Source organism: Zestomonas ipomoeae (genome assembly GCF_057128665.1).
This window is the reverse complement of record NZ_JBSKHQ010000009.1, coordinates 83,940-100,244: the sequence shown is the minus strand read 5'-3', so window position 1 is coordinate 100,244 and position 16,305 is coordinate 83,940. Positions and strand designations below refer to the sequence as shown.

13 protein-coding genes are annotated in these 16,305 nt (G+C 65.2%); 4 read left to right on the top strand and 9 right to left on the bottom strand.

Annotated features, from left to right (window positions below; all coding sequences use genetic code 11):
* Nucleotides 1-89 precede the first annotated feature (89 nt).
* The 3 genes from ACWKV7_RS12040 to prfB form a co-directional block, all read right to left on the bottom strand.
* Nucleotides 90-803 (bottom strand): TetR/AcrR family transcriptional regulator, encoded by a 714-nt coding sequence (locus ACWKV7_RS12040; protein WP_483857909.1) that lies wholly within the window; start codon nucleotides 801-803, stop codon nucleotides 90-92.
* A 192-nt stretch (nucleotides 804-995) separates the two neighbouring features.
* Entirely contained in the window at nucleotides 996-2,498 is a 1,503-nt protein-coding gene (gene lysS / locus ACWKV7_RS12035; RefSeq protein ID WP_483857908.1) for a lysine--tRNA ligase, read from the bottom strand.
* Nucleotides 2,499-2,568: 70 nt separating this feature from the next.
* Nucleotides 2,569-3,664, bottom strand: a protein-coding gene (gene prfB / locus ACWKV7_RS12030; protein ID WP_483857907.1) for a peptide chain release factor 2 whose coding sequence is annotated in 2 segments (ribosomal slippage) — nucleotides 2,569-3,591 and nucleotides 3,593-3,664 — 1,095 coding nt in all. Because the reading frame shifts where the segments join, the coding sequence is not laid out codon by codon here.
* Between the two features lie 156 nt (nucleotides 3,665-3,820).
* Here prfB and ACWKV7_RS12025 point away from each other — a divergent pair.
* Entirely contained in the window at nucleotides 3,821-5,194 is a 1,374-nt protein-coding gene (locus tag ACWKV7_RS12025) for a GGDEF domain-containing protein (RefSeq protein ID WP_483857906.1), read from the top strand.
* A 41-nt stretch (nucleotides 5,195-5,235) separates the two neighbouring features.
* On the opposite strand, the gene guaA is transcribed toward ACWKV7_RS12025, so the two are convergent.
* Nucleotides 5,236-6,816 carry a glutamine-hydrolyzing GMP synthase gene (guaA, locus tag ACWKV7_RS12020; protein WP_483857905.1) on the bottom strand — a complete coding sequence of 527 codons (1,581 nt, stop codon included), beginning with the start codon at nucleotides 6,814-6,816 and terminating at the stop codon, nucleotides 5,236-5,238.
* A 76-nt stretch (nucleotides 6,817-6,892) separates the two neighbouring features.
* A complete protein-coding gene (gene guaB / locus ACWKV7_RS12015) occupies nucleotides 6,893-8,362 on the bottom strand; it encodes an IMP dehydrogenase (protein ID WP_483857904.1) in 1,470 nt (489 codons plus the stop codon).
* Nucleotides 8,363-8,519: 157 nt separating this feature from the next.
* On the opposite strand from guaB, the gene xseA reads away from it, so the two are divergent.
* The gene (gene xseA, locus ACWKV7_RS12010; RefSeq protein ID WP_483857903.1) at nucleotides 8,520-9,896 is read left to right on the top strand and encodes an exodeoxyribonuclease VII large subunit; all 1,377 of its coding nucleotides are present in this window, start codon (nucleotides 8,520-8,522) and stop codon (nucleotides 9,894-9,896) included.
* A gap of 74 nt (nucleotides 9,897-9,970) precedes the next feature.
* On the opposite strand, the gene grxB is transcribed toward xseA, so the two are convergent.
* The gene (grxB, locus tag ACWKV7_RS12005; protein ID WP_483857902.1) at nucleotides 9,971-10,615 is read right to left on the bottom strand and encodes a glutaredoxin 2; all 645 of its coding nucleotides are present in this window, start codon (nucleotides 10,613-10,615) and stop codon (nucleotides 9,971-9,973) included.
* 122 nt (nucleotides 10,616-10,737) lie between these two features.
* Between grxB and ACWKV7_RS12000 the strand changes: the two genes are divergently transcribed.
* On the top strand, nucleotides 10,738-11,565 hold the full coding sequence (locus tag ACWKV7_RS12000; RefSeq protein WP_483857901.1) for a peptidoglycan DD-metalloendopeptidase family protein: 828 nt from the start codon (nucleotides 10,738-10,740) through the stop codon (nucleotides 11,563-11,565).
* Between the two features lie 370 nt (nucleotides 11,566-11,935).
* Nucleotides 11,936-13,606 (top strand): 2-isopropylmalate synthase, encoded by a 1,671-nt coding sequence (gene leuA, locus ACWKV7_RS11995; protein ID WP_483857900.1) that lies wholly within the window; start codon nucleotides 11,936-11,938, stop codon nucleotides 13,604-13,606.
* 58 nt (nucleotides 13,607-13,664) lie between these two features.
* Here the strand turns inward: leuA and ACWKV7_RS11990 are convergent, their stop codons facing one another.
* The 3 genes from ACWKV7_RS11990 to ACWKV7_RS11980 form a co-directional block, all read right to left on the bottom strand.
* Nucleotides 13,665-14,123 carry a hypothetical protein gene (locus ACWKV7_RS11990; RefSeq protein WP_483857899.1) on the bottom strand — a complete coding sequence of 153 codons (459 nt, stop codon included), beginning with the start codon at nucleotides 14,121-14,123 and terminating at the stop codon, nucleotides 13,665-13,667.
* Nucleotides 14,124-14,240: 117 nt separating this feature from the next.
* Nucleotides 14,241-15,023, bottom strand: coding sequence for an amidohydrolase (locus tag ACWKV7_RS11985; protein WP_483857898.1), 783 nt, complete (start codon nucleotides 15,021-15,023; stop codon nucleotides 14,241-14,243).
* A 115-nt stretch (nucleotides 15,024-15,138) separates the two neighbouring features.
* On the bottom strand, nucleotides 15,139-16,287 hold the full coding sequence (locus ACWKV7_RS11980; RefSeq protein ID WP_483857897.1) for a pyridoxal phosphate-dependent aminotransferase: 1,149 nt from the start codon (nucleotides 16,285-16,287) through the stop codon (nucleotides 15,139-15,141).
* Nucleotides 16,288-16,305 lie beyond the last annotated feature (18 nt).

Here is a 16,305-nt window from a genome sequence, read left to right as displayed (position 1 = left end):
CTCGATGTATGCTCATCCAGGCATCCGATACCGGGGTCCCGGGCCTGATATGACAAACCCCGCCGGAGCGGGGTTCGCCAGTAGAACTTTCACAGGCCAAGCACCAGGTGCATATAACGCTTGAGATTGGCCAACATGTCCTCTTTATCCAAGTGTTCGACGCCATCGAGCAGACCCTGATATTCCATCCGCTCGATGATACCCGTCAATACCTTGGCATCCTGCTCGGGCTGCTGCGAACCGAGCACCTGGAAGAAATGGGTGACACCCTGCAAAAGAATGCGCCGGTGGGCCCGCACCAGGTCGTGCAGGCACGGGTTGAGCAAGGCCTCCTGGTGGAAGGCGCGCTCGGCCATCAGCTCGTCGCGGCGAGTCAAGAGCTGGTTACGCACGTACTCCACCGCCAGCCGGGCGATTTCGTCGGCCAGGGTGCGACGCGCCTGGACGCTGCCGTCCAGCTTGCCCACCTGCTCCAGCAGCAGTCCCTCGGTGCTGTCCCAGAAATGCGCCATGTAGGCCGCGCTGCGCTCGACGAACAGGGCGAAGGTGTCGGTGATCAGGTCGTCGATGTCCTTGAAGTAGTAGGTGGTCGCCGACAGCGGCACCTGGGCCTCGGCGGCCACCGCGCGGTGGCGCACCGCGCGCACGCCTTCGCGCACGATGATGCGCAGCGCCGCGTCGAGGATCGCCTGGCGGCGTTGCTCGCTGCCTTGACGGCTAGCCTTGCGACCCTGGTACTGGACACTATCGGCGACGGCGCTGGCCACTTGGGCGGCACCATCTCTGGCTGACGAACTATTCACGACAGGACTTCCTTCGAGCGTGGTGGAACTCAACGCATTGTTGGGTGTTTTAGACCCTCGCGCAATGCGACCTAGACGCGGCGTTACCGGCGGCAGAACTGCTTGGACGCCCGCCGTCGCGTACTGGCCACTTGCCCAAGAGCGCGCGCCAGCCAGCCATGAAAAAGCCGCCCGGAGGCGGCTTTGGCTGGCTCAGAGTTCCGGACGCATATGCGGGAACAGGATCACGTCGCGAATCGACGGCGAGTTGGTCAGCAACATCACCAGGCGATCGATGCCGATGCCCTCCCCCGCGGTCGGCGGCATGCCGTATTCCAGGGCGCGCACGAAGTCGGCATCGAAGTGCATGGCCTCGTCATCGCCGGCATCCTTGTCGGCCACCTGCTGAAGGAAGCGCTCGGCCTGGTCTTCCGCGTCGTTCAGCTCGGAATAGGCGTTGGCGATCTCGCGGCCGCCGATGAACAGCTCGAAGCGGTCGGTCACGCTCGGGTCGTCGTCGCTGCGCCGGGCCAGCGGGGACACCTCGAACGGGTAACGGGTGATGAAATGCGGCTGCTCCAGCTTGTGCTCGACCAGCTCTTCGAAAATCATTACCTGCAGCTTGCCCAAGCCCTCGAAGCCGAGCACCTTGGCGCCGGCCTTCTTGGCGATCTCGCGGGCCTTGTCGATATCGTTGAGGTCGGCAGCGCTGATGTCCGGGTTGTACTTGAGGATGGAATCGAATACCGACAAGCGGGCGAACGGCTCGCCGAAGCGGAACACCTTGTCGCCGTAGGGAACGTCGGTGGTGCCGAGTACCGCCTGGGCCAGCTCGCGGAACAACGCCTCGGTGAGGTCCATGTTGTCTTCGTAGTCGGCGTAGGCCTGGTAGAACTCGAGCATGGTGAACTCGGGGTTGTGCCGGGTCGAAACGCCTTCGTTGCGGAAGTTGCGGTTGATCTCGAAGACCTTCTCGAAGCCGCCGACCACCAGGCGCTTGAGGTACAGCTCCGGCGCAATGCGCAGGAACATCGGCATGTCCAGCGCATTGTGGTGGGTCTCGAACGGCTTGGCCGCGGCGCCACCGGGAATGGTCTGCAGCATCGGCGTTTCCACCTCGAGGAAACCGCGCTCGGCGAGGAAGCGACGGATGTGCGCGATTACCTGCGAACGCACACGGAAGGTCTCGCGGACTTCCTCGTTCATGATCAGGTCGACGTAGCGCTGGCGGTAGCGCTGCTCGGTGTCGGTCAGGCCGTGGAACTTGTCCGGCAACGGGCGCAGGGACTTGGTCAGCAGGCGCACATCGGTCATGTAGACGTACAGGTCGCCCTTGCCGGAGCGGGCCAGGGTGCCCTCGGCGGCGATGATGTCACCCAGGTCCCAGTGCTTGATGGCCTCCAGGGTCTCGGTCGGCAGCGTCTTGCGGTCGACGTAGACCTGCAGGCGCCCGCTGGTGTCCTGGATCACCATGAACGCGCCACGGTTGAGCATGATGCGCCCTGCCACCTTGACCTTGATGCCTGCAGCCTCCAGCTCGTCCTTGCTCTTCTCGGCATAGGTCTTCTGCAGGTCGCCGCACAGGCTGTCGCGGCGGAAGTCGTTGGGGAAGGCATTGCCCTTGGCCCGCTCGGCGGCAAGTTTTTCCTTGCGCAGGGCGATCAGGCTGTTTTCTTCCTCTTGCAGTGCATGCTCGTTCAGCGGTTGTTCGCTCATGGTGGTCTTTTGCCTAACGCTTGTTGCGTGGTGAATGAGGTCGCGAGCGGCCCGTCGCGACCGATGTGGGTCAGAGCCCCTGCTTCAGGCTCGCTTCGATGAACTCGTCGAGGTCGCCGTCGAGCACCGCATCGCAGTTGCTGTTCTCGATGCCCGTACGCAAGTCCTTGATGCGCGACTGGTCGAGCACGTAGGAACGGATCTGGTGGCCCCAACCGATATCCGACTTGGTGTCCTCCAGCGCTTGGGCGGCGGCGTTGCGCTTCATCATTTCCAGTTCGTACAACTTGGCCCGCAGCATCTTCATCGCGGTGTCCTTGTTGGCGTGCTGGGAGCGCTGGTTCTGGCACTGCACCACGGTGTTGGTGGGCACGTGGGTGATGCGCACCGCCGAGTCGGTGGTGTTGACGTGCTGGCCACCAGCGCCGGAGGAGCGATAAGTATCGATGCGCAGGTCGGCCGGATTGATCTCGATGTCGACGTTGTCGTCGATCTCCGGCGAGGCGAACACCGCGGAGAACGAGGTATGGCGGCGGTTGCCGGAGTCGAACGGGCTCTTGCGCACCAGGCGGTGCACGCCAATCTCGGTGCGCAGCCAACCGAAGGCGTATTCGCCCTTGATGTGCACGGTGGCGCTCTTGATACCGGCGACCTCGCCTTCGGAGAGTTCGACGATCTCTGTGTCGAAGCCGCGCTTGTCGGCCCAGCGCAGGTACATGCGCAGCAGCATGTTGGCCCAGTCCTGGGCCTCGGTGCCGCCGGAGCCGGCCTGGATGTCGAGGTAGGCGTTGTTGGCGTCCATCTCGCCGCTGAACATGCGGCGGAATTCCAACTGCTCGAGAATGCCCCGCAGACGCTCGACTTCGACGGCGACGTCGTTCACCGCGCCCTCGTCGTTCTCTTCGGCAGCCATGTCCAGCAGGTCGCGGGAGTCGGCCAGGCCGCTGTTCAGCTCGTCCAGGGTTTCGACGATCTGCGCCAACTGGGCGCGCTCGCGGCCGAGGTTCTGGGCGTACTCCGGATTGTTCCAGACGCTCGGGTCTTCCAGTTCGCGGTTGACTTCGATCAGGCGATCACGCTTGTGATCGTAGTCAAAGATACCCCCGAATGGTCTGGGAGCGTTCGGACAGGTCCTTGATGCTGTTGAGGATCGGGTTGATTTCCATGGGCAGACGGTACTCGCAAGCGAAACTTTCTGAAAAGCCGGCGAGTATAACCCAGTCGGTCGCTGCTGGCAGCCCGCCGAGACCACGGCTGATCAGCGGGCGCTGCAGCCGGCTTCTATACTGAAGCGACCATGCCTCGTTCGAGGTCGCCGGACGATGCCGTCCTATCGTTGGCTCAATCACGCCCTCACCCTGTTCCAGACCCATGCCGTGCTCGGCATGAGCCTGGTGTTGTTGCTGTGCATGAGCGGGCTCAGCGGCTACCTGCTGGTATTGTTCAACCAGCAGATGCAGGTCGCGGCGCTGCGCAACGCCCAGCAGCACACCGCCACTCTCACCGAGTTCCGCAGCCTCTACACCTCGGAAGTGGTGGCACGGGCCCGCCACTATGGCATGGCAGTCACCCACGACTATGAGCAAAATCCCGACGCCATTCCGCTGCCGGCGACCATGACCATGCTGCTCGGCAAGCACCTGGGCAACCAGAGCACCGGAATCCGCGCCCGCCTCTACAGCCCCTATCCGTTCCCCTGGCGCCGGGGGGAGAGCGGCTTGCGCGACGAGTTCGCCCGCCAGGCCTGGGCCGCGTTGCAGGAAGCGCCGGATGCGCCGTTCTACCGGATCGAACGCCAGCCGGAGGGGCTGGTACTGCGCTACGCCACCGCAGACCGCATGCGCCCGGCCTGCGTCGAATGTCACAACAACCATCCGGACTCGCCCCGTCGCGGCTGGCAGGTCGGCGACCTGCGCGGCATCCTGGAAATCGACCAGCCGCTGGACACCGCGGTGACCAACAACACCCGCCCGCTGCTGCTGAAGATGGCTGGCGCGACCCTGGGCATCCTGATCCTGCTGTGCGCCCTGCTTGCGCGGGTGATAAACCACCTGCGTCGCGCTCGCGAGGAAGCGCAATGTCTGAGCCAGGAAATGGAGCTGATCAATCGCGCCCTGCAACGGGAAATCAGTGACCGCCAGCAGGCCGAACGCAACCTGCGCAGCGCCAACGAGGCCCTGCAACTGCTGACCCAGCAGGACCCGCTGACCCAGATCGCCAACCGCCGCTGCTTCGAACACACCCTGGCGCTGGAATGGAAGCGCGCACAGCGGCGCGGCGTACCGCTCAGCCTGATCATGGCCGACATCGACCACTTCAAGGCCTATAACGACCACTATGGCCACCAGGCCGGCGACCACTGCCTGCGCCGGGTCGCCGCCCTGCTGCAGTCCAAGGCGCAGCGACCGAGCGATCTGGTGGCCCGCTACGGCGGCGAGGAATTCGTCATCATCCTGCCAGACACCACCGTGATCGCCGCCCACGCCCTCGCCGAGGCCATACGCCAGGCCGTGGAAGCCCTCAACCTGGAACATGCGGCATCGCCGACCGCCGAACGGGTGACCCTCAGCCTGGGCGTCGCCGGCCAGATCCCCGGCGCCGACAGCCGCGCGGAGCACCTGCTGCACGCCGCCGACCAGGCGCTGTATCGGGCCAAGGCCGCCGGCCGCAATCGCAGCGAAGTGCGAAGCGAATAGCACGAGGCCGCCAAGATGGCGGCCTCGACTGAAGCGTTATCTCATTCCCACTCGATGGTCGCCGGCGGCTTGCTCGATACGTCGTAGGTGACGCGGGAGATACCCTCGATCTCGTTGATGATGCGGTTCGACACGGTCTCCAGCAGCTCGTAGGGCAGGTGCGCCCAGCGCGCGGTCATGAAGTCGATGGTTTCCACCGCGCGCAGGGCGACAACCCAGGCATAGCGGCGGCCGTCACCGACCACACCGACCGATTTCACCGGCTGGAACACCACGAAGGCCTGGCTGACCTTGTGGTACCAGTCGGCCTTGCGCAACTCGCTGATGAAGATGTCGTCGGCACGGCGCAGCAGGTCGGCATATTCCTTCTTCACTTCGCCGAGGATGCGCACGCCCAGGCCAGGGCCCGGGAACGGGTGGCGATAGACCATGTCGTAGGGCAGGCCCAGTTCCAGGCCGATCTTGCGCACCTCGTCCTTGAACAGCTCGCGCAACGGCTCGACCAGCTTGAGGTTCATTTCCTCCGGCAGGCCGCCGACGTTGTGGTGGGACTTGATCACATGGGCCTTGCCGGTCTTGGCGCCGGCCGACTCGATCACGTCGGGATAGATGGTGCCCTGGGCGAGAAACTTGATGTTCTCCAGCTTGGAGGCCTGGGCATCGAACACGTCGATGAAGGTGCGACCGATGATCTTGCGCTTCCTCTCCGGGTCCGCCTCGCCTTCGAGGTTGGCCAGGAACTGCGCCTCGGCATCGGCGCGGATCACCTTGACGCCCATGTTCTCGGCGAACATGGCCATCACCTGGTCGCCCTCGTGCAGGCGCAGCAGGCCGTTGTCGACGAACACGCAGGTCAGTTGATCGCCGATGGCCTTGTGCAGCAGCGCCGCAACCACCGAGGAGTCGACGCCGCCGGACAGGCCGAGCAGCACGTTGGCGCTGCCGACCTGGGCACGCACCTGGGCGATGGCGTCTTCGACGATGTTGGACGGCGTCCACAGCGCCTCGCAGCGGCAGATGTCCAGCAGGAAGCGCGAGAGGATGCGTCCGCCCTGCTTGGTATGGGTCACCTCCGGGTGGAACTGCACACCGTAGTAGCCGCGCTTGTCGTCGGCCATGGCGGCAATCGGGCAGCTCGGCGTGCTGGCGAGGATATGGAAGCCTTCGGGAATCTCGGTGACCTTGTCGCCGTGGCTCATCCACACGTCGAGGCCGAATACGCCATCGTCGTCCACATGGTCTTCGATGCCGTCCAGCAGGCGCGCCTTGCCGACCACATCTACGCGGGCATAGCCGAACTCGCGCACATCCGAGCCTTGGACCTTGCCGCCGAGCTGCTCGGCCATGGTCTGCATGCCGTAGCAGATGCCGAGCACCGGCACGCCGAGATCGAACACCGCCTGCGGCGCGCGCGGGCTGTCGGCGGCGTGCACGGATTCCGGTCCGCCGGCGAGGATGACGCCCTTCGGCGCGAAGGCGCGGATATCCTCGTTGCTCATGTCGAACGGGTGCAGTTCGCAGTACACGCCGATCTCGCGCACGCGGCGGGCGATCAACTGGGTGTATTGCGAGCCGAAGTCGAGGATCAGGACTCGGTGGGCGTGAATATCATGGTGGGCCATGGCCGTCTCTCGTAGCGGAATTCACAAACGACACGGGGCTGAAGAAACAGCCCCGTGATGGATTTACAACCCGGAATCAACCAACACGATAGTTGGGCGCTTCCTTGGTGATCTGCACATCGTGCACATGGGACTCGGCCATGCCGGCGCCGGTGATGCGCACGAACTGCGGCTTGGTGCGCATCTCGTCGACGGTGGCGCAGCCGGTATAGCCCATGGACGCCCGCAGGCCGCCCATCAGCTGGTGCACGATGGCACTCATGGCGCCCTTGTAGGGCACGCGGCCCTCGATGCCTTCGGGCACCAGTTTCTCGGCACCGGCGGAAGAGTCCTGGAAGTAGCGGTCGGAAGAGCCCTGGCTCTGCGCCATCGCACCCAGCGAACCCATACCGCGGTAAGCCTTGTAGGAACGGCCCTGGAACAACTCGACCTCGCCCGGCGCCTCTTCGGTACCGGCCAGCATGGAACCGATCATCACGGCGGAGGCACCGGCGACGATGGCCTTGGACAGGTCGCCGGAGAAGCGGATGCCGCCATCGGCGATCAGCGGAACGCCGGTACCGGCCAATGCGGCCGCGACGTTGGCCACGGCGGAAATCTGCGGTACGCCGACGCCGGCGACGATGCGCGTAGTGCAGATGGAGCCCGGACCGATACCGACCTTGACGGCATCGGCGCCAGCCTCGACCAGCGCCTTGGCAGCGTCGCCGGTGGCGATGTTGCCGCCGATGACCTGTACCTCGGGGAAGTTCTGCTTGACCCAGCGCACGCGGTCGATCACGCCCTTGGAGTGGCCGTGGGCGGTGTCGACGATGATCACGTCGACGCCGGCATGCACCAGCGCCGCCACGCGGTCACCGGTATCGGCGCCGGTGCCGACCGCCGCGCCGACCCGCAGGCGGCCCTGGTCGTCCTTGCTGGCCAGCGGATAGGCCTTGGCCTTCTCGATGTCCTTGACGGTCATCATGCCCTTGAGGTTGAAGGCAGGGTCGACGATCAGCACCTTCTCGATGCGGTGCCGGTGCAGCAGCTCGCGCACGGTTTCCTTGTCGGCGCCTTCCTGCACGGTGACCAGGCGCTCCTTCGGGGTCATCACCTCGCGCACCTTGGCATCCATGCGGTTCTCGAAGCGCACGTCCCGCGAGGTGACGATGCCCACCAGGTCGCCGTTGGACAGTACCGGCACGCCGGAAATGTTGTTCTGCCGGGTCAACTCGAACAGGTCGCCGACCGAGGCATCGGCATCGATGGTGATCGGGTCCTTGACCACGCCGGCCTCGAATTTCTTGACCTTGCGCACCTCGGCAGCCTGCTGCTCGATGGTCATGTTCTTGTGAATGATGCCAATGCCGCCTTCCTGGGCCATGGCAATGGCCAGGCGCGCTTCAGTGACGGTATCCATCGCGGCGGACAGCAGCGGGATGTTCAGCTCGATGCCACGGGTCAGGCGAGTCTTGAGGCTGACGTCCTTGGGCAGGACTTCGGAATAACCAGGAATAAGAAGAACGTCGTCGAAGGTCAGGGCTTCTTGACTGATACGCAGCATGGCGGGGGCTCCCAGACGGGAAAATTGGAAGCGCGCCATTATACCCAGCCAGGGCCCTTCGCTCAATGCGGACTTCAGGCCATCGGCCAACCTGCCTCGTTCTGACCGATGAGTCAACAACGCCATGGACTGCGGCTTTTGCCTTATCATCGCCGCCATGCGCAAAGATCCCTTCGAACGCCTCGGTCTTGATCGCGAGGTTCTCACCGTCAGCCAGCTCAACGGCCGCGCCCGCGTGCTGCTGGAGGACGTATTCGCCCAGGTCTGGGTCGAGGGCGAGATCTCCAATCTCGCCAAGCCGGCGTCCGGCCACATCTACTTCACCCTGAAAGACAGCAACGCCCAGGTGCGTTGCGCGCTGTTCCGGCAGAACGCCCTGCGCGTACGCCAGGCGCTACGCGACGGCCTGGCGGTGCGGGTGCGCGGCAAGGTCTCGCTGTTCGAGGGACGCGGCGACTACCAGCTGATCCTCGACAGCCTCGAACCGGCCGGTGACGGCGCCTTGCGCCTGGCCTTCGAGGCGCTCAAGGAAAAGCTTGGCGCCGAGGGGCTGTTCGCTGTCGAACGCAAGGCTGCGCTGCCTGCCCACCCACGTCGCATCGGCATCGTCAGCTCGCCCACCGGCGCGGTGATTCGCGACATCATCAGCGTGTTCCGCCGCCGCGCGCCGCAGGTCGAGCTGACCCTGATCCCCACCGCCGTGCAGGGCCGCGAGGCGACCGCGCAGATCGTACGAGCGCTGCAACTGGCCGACGCCCAGGGCTTCGATGCACTGATCCTGGCCCGAGGCGGCGGTTCGCTGGAAGACCTCTGGTGCTTCAATGAAGAAGCGGTGGCACGGGCTGTGGACGCCTGCGTGACTCCCATCGTCAGCGCCGTCGGCCATGAGACCGATGTGTCGATTGCCGACTTCGTCGCCGACGTGCGTGCACCGACGCCCTCCGCCGCCGCCGAGCTGCTGGCGCCCCACAGCGGCGACCTGCAACTGCGCCTCGACGGACTGCGCCGCAGCCTGCTGCTGCGCATGCAAGAGCGCCTGCGTCGCGAAGCGTTGCGCCTGGAAGCGCTGCAACGCCGGCTGCGCCATCCGGGCGAGCGCCTGTTGCAGCAGGCGCAGCGTATCGACGACCTGGAGCAGCGCCTGGCCCGCGCCCTCGACCGCAAGCTCTGCGCGCAACGGGAACTGCTGGCACAGCTGGCAACCCGCCTGGCCACTCAGCACCCGGGACGCGGCCTGAAGCTGCTGCGCGAGCGCCTCGACCACCTCAGCGCGCGCCTGCCACGGGCCATGGGCGAAACCCTCAAGGATCGCCGCCAGCAACTGCAGGCCCTGGCGCAGACGCTGAACGCCGTGAGTCCGCTGGCCACGCTCGGTCGCGGCTACGCCATTCTGCTCGACCAACGCGGCCAGGCGATTCGCGCCGCCAGCCAGACCCAGCCAGGCCAGCGCCTGCGCGCCAAGCTCGGCGAGGGCGAACTGGAAGTGCGGGTGGAAGACAACCACCTGACGCCGACTACCCTGCCCTTGCTGTAAGCGCCCAGGCCAGCCTCTACACGCGATGGATGGGCATACGGCCTGCGCCGGGCGCGGGATCTTTCGCCCAGTGCCTATAGCGCGCGATCGAAGAAAGTGTCCAGATGGCATCGCTTCGCGATGCCATCGGCGTAGGCCCGCACCGGCGCAGGCCACTCCAGGTCCCTGACCACACTCAGACAGCGCAGCACCGGAAACAGGTTGATGTCGTCCAGGCGCAGCCGTTCGCGCCCGGCATCCAGATCCACCAGCGCCGGCAGGCGCCGCAGCCGCTCATCGATCTCGCCGACCTTGGCCGGGGTATTGGCCACCGCTTCGGCAAAGTCGCCGATGGTGGTGGCCTTCTTCTTGCGGAAGTGCTCGTAGGCCGCGGGCGTGGCGAATTCGGCCAGGCCTATGCGCGTCCAGCGGGGATAGCCGAGGTACTGCACGGTGGGTAATACGGCATCGATCCAGTCGTTCAACTCGGCGGTGCTGTATTGATCGATCTGCGGCTTTCCATCCAGATGATCGAGGTGGTCGACGATTTCCAGGCTCTCGGCCAGCGGCTCGCCGTCGTCCTTTACCAGGACCGGGACGCTGTGCTTGCCGATCAGCTCGGTGACGGTGCGCTCGTCATCGGCAAGCAACACCTGCTGCTCGGCGTCGATCCGCTTGAGAATGAGGACCATACGCACCTTGGCGCTGAAGGGGCAGTGTTCGTAGTAGTAGAGCTTCATGGGGCCTCCCGGCGTGTTGCGGGTCATCCCCTTGGCAGACCACGGCGCTCGGCGGGCGTTTACCGCTTTTCCCGACGCCCCGATTGAGCGAGCATGGGCGCCCCGCCACCCTGGAACCCATCATGCTGCGCACGCTGGCCCTGCTGCTGTCCCTTTCCCTGCCCTTCGCCGCCCAGGCCGAGGGCTTCATCACTCGCCTGCTGGACAAGCCGGTACCCGGCGGGGTTGCAGTAGTCGACCTCGGCAACGGGGAGGCCGCGCCCAAGGCCAGCTACCGGGAGCGCCCGGTACTGGTGATCAAGGAAGACGGCCGGCACTGGATCGCCATCGTCGGCATTCCGCTGACGGTCAAGCCGGGGCGCGAGCAATTGCAGCTGGCCGATGGCCGTTCACTGCCGTTCCAGGTACGCAGCAAGCACTATCGGGAACAGCGCATCACCCTGAAGAACCAGCGCCAGGTCGACCCGCTGCCCGAGGACCTGAAGCGTATCGAACGTGAGCTCGCCGAGCAGAACCGCGCCTACCGCACCTTCAGCCCCCGCCAACCGAGCAACCTGCTGCTCGACAAGCCTGTTGGCGGCCCGCTCTCCAGCCCCTTCGGCCTGCGCCGATTCTTCAATGACCAGGAGCGCAACCCGCATTCCGGGCTGGACTTCGCGGCGAGCGCCGGGACGGCGGTGAAAAGCCCGGCAGCGGGCCAGGTGATCCTCGTTGGTGACTACTTCTTCAACGGTCGCACGGTGTTCGTCGACCACGGCCAGGGGTTGATCAGCATGTTCTGCCACCTGTCGCAGGTGTCGGTGAAGGTCGGCGACGAATTGCCCCGCGGCGGTGTGCTCGGCAAGGTCGGCAGCACCGGGCGCGCCACCGGGCCGCACCTGCACTGGAACGTCAGCCTCAACGACGCACGGGTCGACCCGGCGATCTTCATCGGCGCCTTCGAACCCTGACCTGCCTGCCGGCACGCTGCACTCAACAACGCCGCTGCCTCGGCATGGCAATGAGGCCAAGCAACGACAGCCCTTCCTGAGGGCGGAAAACCCACCTCCCGCTCACGCAATCGGCCTTGCGCTTTAGCGCGCAGCGAGAAATAAAATCTCGCACAAGCTTTTTATTTAGCTATTCCTGCCATTTTAAAAAACATACTTGCAAGTAAACACCAAGCTTCTTAGGGTTTACAGCATGAACAGCCCACACACCCTCATCCTGCTGCGCCAACACATCTGCCTGCGCCTGGTCAGCCCGCGACTGCGTGGCTAGCCCCTTCCTCCGCGCACCCGTTGGCCCGGCCAGCATGGCCAAGCATTCAAGGATTACCCCATGAGCATGTTGAAACACCCGTCGAAGAAATACCGCGCCTTCCCGCGCATCGATCTGCCGGATCGCCAATGGCCGTCCCGCGTGATCGACAAGGCGCCGACCTGGGCCAGTTCCGATCTGCGCGACGGCAACCAGTCGCTGATCGAGCCGATGGATGCGGCGAAGAAGCAGCGCTTCTTCGACACGCTGGTGAAGGTCGGCCTGAAGGAGATCGAGGTGGCCTTTCCCTCCGCGTCGCAGACCGATTTCGACTTCGTGCGCAACCTGATCGAGAACGGCCACATTCCCGATGACGTGACCATCCAGGTGCTGACCCAGGCCCGCGAGGATCTGATCCGCCGCACCTTCGAGTCCCTGCGCGGCGCGAAGAAGGCCATCGTGCACCTGTACAACGCCACCTCGCCGTCGTTTCGCAAGATCGTCTTCAACCAAGACAAGCAGGGTGTCATCGATATCGCGGTGAACGCCGCCAGGCTGTTCGTCGAGCTGGCCGCCGAGCAACCGGATACCCAGTGGACCTTCCAGTACTCGCCGGAAACCTTCAGCGCCACCGAACTGGACTTCGCCGTGCAGGTCTGCGATGCGGTGCTCGATGTCTGGCAACCGACGCCGGCGCACAAGGTGATCCTTAACCTGCCGGCCACCGTGGAAGTGGCGACGCCGAACGTCTACGCCGACCAGATCGAATGGTTCTGCCGCCACATCAGCCGCCGCGACTCGGTGATCGTCAGCCTGCATACCCACAACGATCGCGGCACCGGGGTAGCGGCCAGCGAGCTGGGCCTGCTGGCCGGTGCTGACCGCGTCGAAGGCTGCCTGTTCGGCAACGGCGAGCGCACCGGCAACGTCGACCTGGTGACCCTGGCGCTGAACCTCTATACCCAAGGCATCGACCCCCGACTGGACTTCTCCGACATCGATGCGGTGCGCAAGGTGGTCGAGGACTGCAACCAACTGCCGGTACACCCGCGCCATCCCTATGTCGGCGACCTGGTGCACACCGCCTTCTCCGGTTCGCACCAGGACGCCATCCGCAAGGGCTTTGCCCAACAACGGCCCGATGCGCCCTGGGAAGTACCCTACCTGCCGATCGACCCGGCCGACATCGGTCGCAGCTACGAAGCGGTGATCCGCGTCAACAGCCAGTCCGGCAAAGGCGGCATCGCCTACCTGCTGGAGCAGGAGTACGGCATCAGCCTGCCGCGGCGCCTGCAGATCGAGTTCAGCCAGGTGGTGCAGAAGGAGACCGATCGCCTCGGCCTGGAAATGAGCGCGGAGCAGATTCACGCCCTGCTGGTGCGCGAATACCTGCAGGCCAACACCCCTTTTGCCCTCAAGGGCCATCGTTTGCAGGAGGAGAACGGCACCAGCGCCGTCGACGTGGAAGTGCTTGACGCCGGTGAAACGCGGCACTGGCGCGGCATCGGCAAGGGCCCGCTGGAAGCCCTGGTGGCCGCGCTGCCGCTGGCGGTGGAAATCATGGATTACAGCGAGCACGCCATCGGCGCCGGCACCAACGCCAAGGCCGCCGCCTACATCGAGATTCGTCTCGACGGCGGGCGCGCCCTGCATGGCGTGGGAATCGACGAGAACCTGACCACGGCGAGCTTCCGCGCCTTGTTCAGCGCGTTGAACCGGGCGCTGGGCCAGGCCGCCGCCCAAGCCGCCTGATTCGCAGCGACAAAAAGAAACCCGCCACCAGGCGGGTTTCTGCTTGTCGTCGAATCGATCACGCGGCGATCAGCAGAATCACCGGCACGAACACGGCGAGCAGCGCCAGCGAGAAGAGCACAGCGATACCCACGGCACGCCAGTTCGAATAGAAGCGCCCTTGGCGGGCCGCGTGGGCGTCCAGCCGCTCTGCCAGCAGGCCTTTGGCGTACAGGTGCATGACCACGATCTGGACGACGGTGAATGGCATGCCAGGCACGTTTTCCGGCAGCACCCAGCCCAGGCCCAGGGTCAGCGCCAGCAGGACGACAGCAATCACCCAGCCATTGGTGGCGGCGTTGTCCAGACGAAATTGGCGCAGGTTATGCGCCAGCACCCAGGCCCCGGCCAAGGGGCTGCCGAAGAAGGTCGCCAGGCCTACGGCGGCCAGGCGGTACAGCGGCTCGCCAGTCGCCGCAATCGGTTCGGCCAGATCGGCAACCGGGGGCTGGAAGGGGTTTTCGGCGTTCGCATCCATTCGATGTTCTCCTCGTCGTTTCAATGCACCCGCAACAAGCGGGCCCGCAGTTTACCGAGGCTGGGCGAGGCCCGAGGGCTCGGCGCGCGAAGGGATGCCGAAACCGTGAAGAGAGTCTCACCGAAGCTGGAAAGCATCCGCATCCAGGTGGGCCGGAAAGCGCTCGCGATAGGCCTCCAGCGCCTCCAGGGACAAGCAAACCCGCTGCACGCCCTGCGCGGCGCCGGCATTTACCAGCGGCTCGCCCTGAAAGTCGAGCACCTGGCTGTCGCCCGCATAGGCGTGGCCCTTGCCGTCCTCGCCGATGCGGTTCACCGCGGCCACGTAGCAGAGGTTCTCGATGGCCCGTGCCGGCAGCAGACGATTCCAGTGCTGGCGACGGGCGGCCGGCCAGTTGGCGGTGTAGAGCAGCAGGTCGGTGCCCTGCGGGTCGCGACTCCAGACCGGGAAGCGCAGGTCGTAGCAGATCAGCGGACGCACGCGCCAGCCCTTGAGCGTCAGCACCACCTGTTCGGTGCCGGCCGCGTAGTGCTTGTGCTCACCGGCCATGCGAAAGAGATGACGCTTATCGTAGTGGGCCAGGCTGCCGTCCGGGCGCGCCCAGAGCAGGCGGTTGCGGTGGCTGCCATCGTCGGCGCGGATGATCAGGCTGCCGGTCACCACCGCTTCCAGCCGCGCCGCCTGCTCGCGCAGCCAGAGCGTGCTCGGGCCGTTCTCCGGCTCGGCCAACTCTTCGGACTGCATGCTGAAGCCGGTGCTGAACATCTCCGGTAGCACGATCAGGTCGGCGCCGCGCGCCTGTTCGAGCAAGGGCTCGAAATGCGTGCGGTTGGCGGCCGGGTCGTGCCAGGCCAGGGTGGTCTGGACCAGGGCCAGTTCGAGATCGGGTTTGTCACTCATCTGAAGGCCTCGCTAACCGTAGGACCGGTGCAACCTGCCAAGGCTCTGGGGGTCGGTTGCACCCGCCCTACACATCTCAGATCACACCGCGCGCAATGACGCGGGTTCATCCGTCCTATACGGAGCGCAGCTTCTCGGCGGCCTGCCGCAAGGTGTCCTCGCGCTTGGCGAAGCAGAAGCGCACCAGGCGCAAATCCTCAGGCGGTCGCTGGTAGAACACCGAGATCGGGATCGCCGCCACTCCATGCTCACGGGTCAGCCATTCGGCCATTTCCACGTCGTTCAGTTCGGGGCGGATCGCCGAATAGTCGGCCAGTTGGAAATAGGTCCCGGCGGTGCGGGCGAAGCGGAAACGCGAGCCGGCCAGCAGGTCGCAGAACAGGTCGCGCTTGGCCTGGTAGAACGCCGGCAGCTCATCGACATGCTCGGGATACTCGGTCATGAAATCGGCCAATGCCCACTGCAGCGGCGTCACGCCACAGAAGCTGACGTATTGGTGGACCTTGCGCAGCTCCGCGCTCAATGCCGGCGGCGCCGCCACGTAGCCGGTCTTCCAGCCGGTGACGTGGTAGGTCTTGCCGAACGAGCTGACCACGAAGGCCCGGGCGTACAGCTCGTCATGGGCCAGCACGCTGGCATGCCGTTCGCCATCGAACACCAGGTGCTCATACACCTCGTCGCTGAGCACGTGGATATCGCGCTGGCGAATCAGGGCGGCCAGGCGATCCAGGTCTTCGCGGGGCATCAGCGTGCCACTGGGATTGTGCGGGCTGTTCAGCACGATCAGCCGGGTGCGCGGACCGATGGCCTCTTCCAGGCGCTGCCAGTCGATGGCGAAATCGGGCAGCGCCAGCGGCACATGCACGCAGCGCCCGCCGGCCAGATCCACCGCAGGCTCATAGCTGTCGTAGCAGGGGTCGAAGACGATCACTTCATCGCCGGGGCGGATCAGCGCCTGGATCGCGCAGAAGATCGCCTGGGTAGCGCCGGGAGTGATGGTCAGTTCGCTATCCGGATCGAGCGTGCGCCCGTAGCAGCGAGCGATCTTTGCCGCCACCTGCTCGCGCAACGCCGGCAGGCCGGTCATCGGTGCGTACTGATTGTGGCCGGCGGCGATATGCCGGCCCACCGCCTCGCGCAATGCCGCCGGGCCGTCGAAATCCGGAAAGCCCTGGGACAGGTTCAGCGCGCCGGTTTCCACGGCGAGCTGCGACATGCGAGTGAAAATGGTGGTGCCGATATTGGGCAACTTGCTGGTCAGCATGTTCTGCGCTGGAAGCCT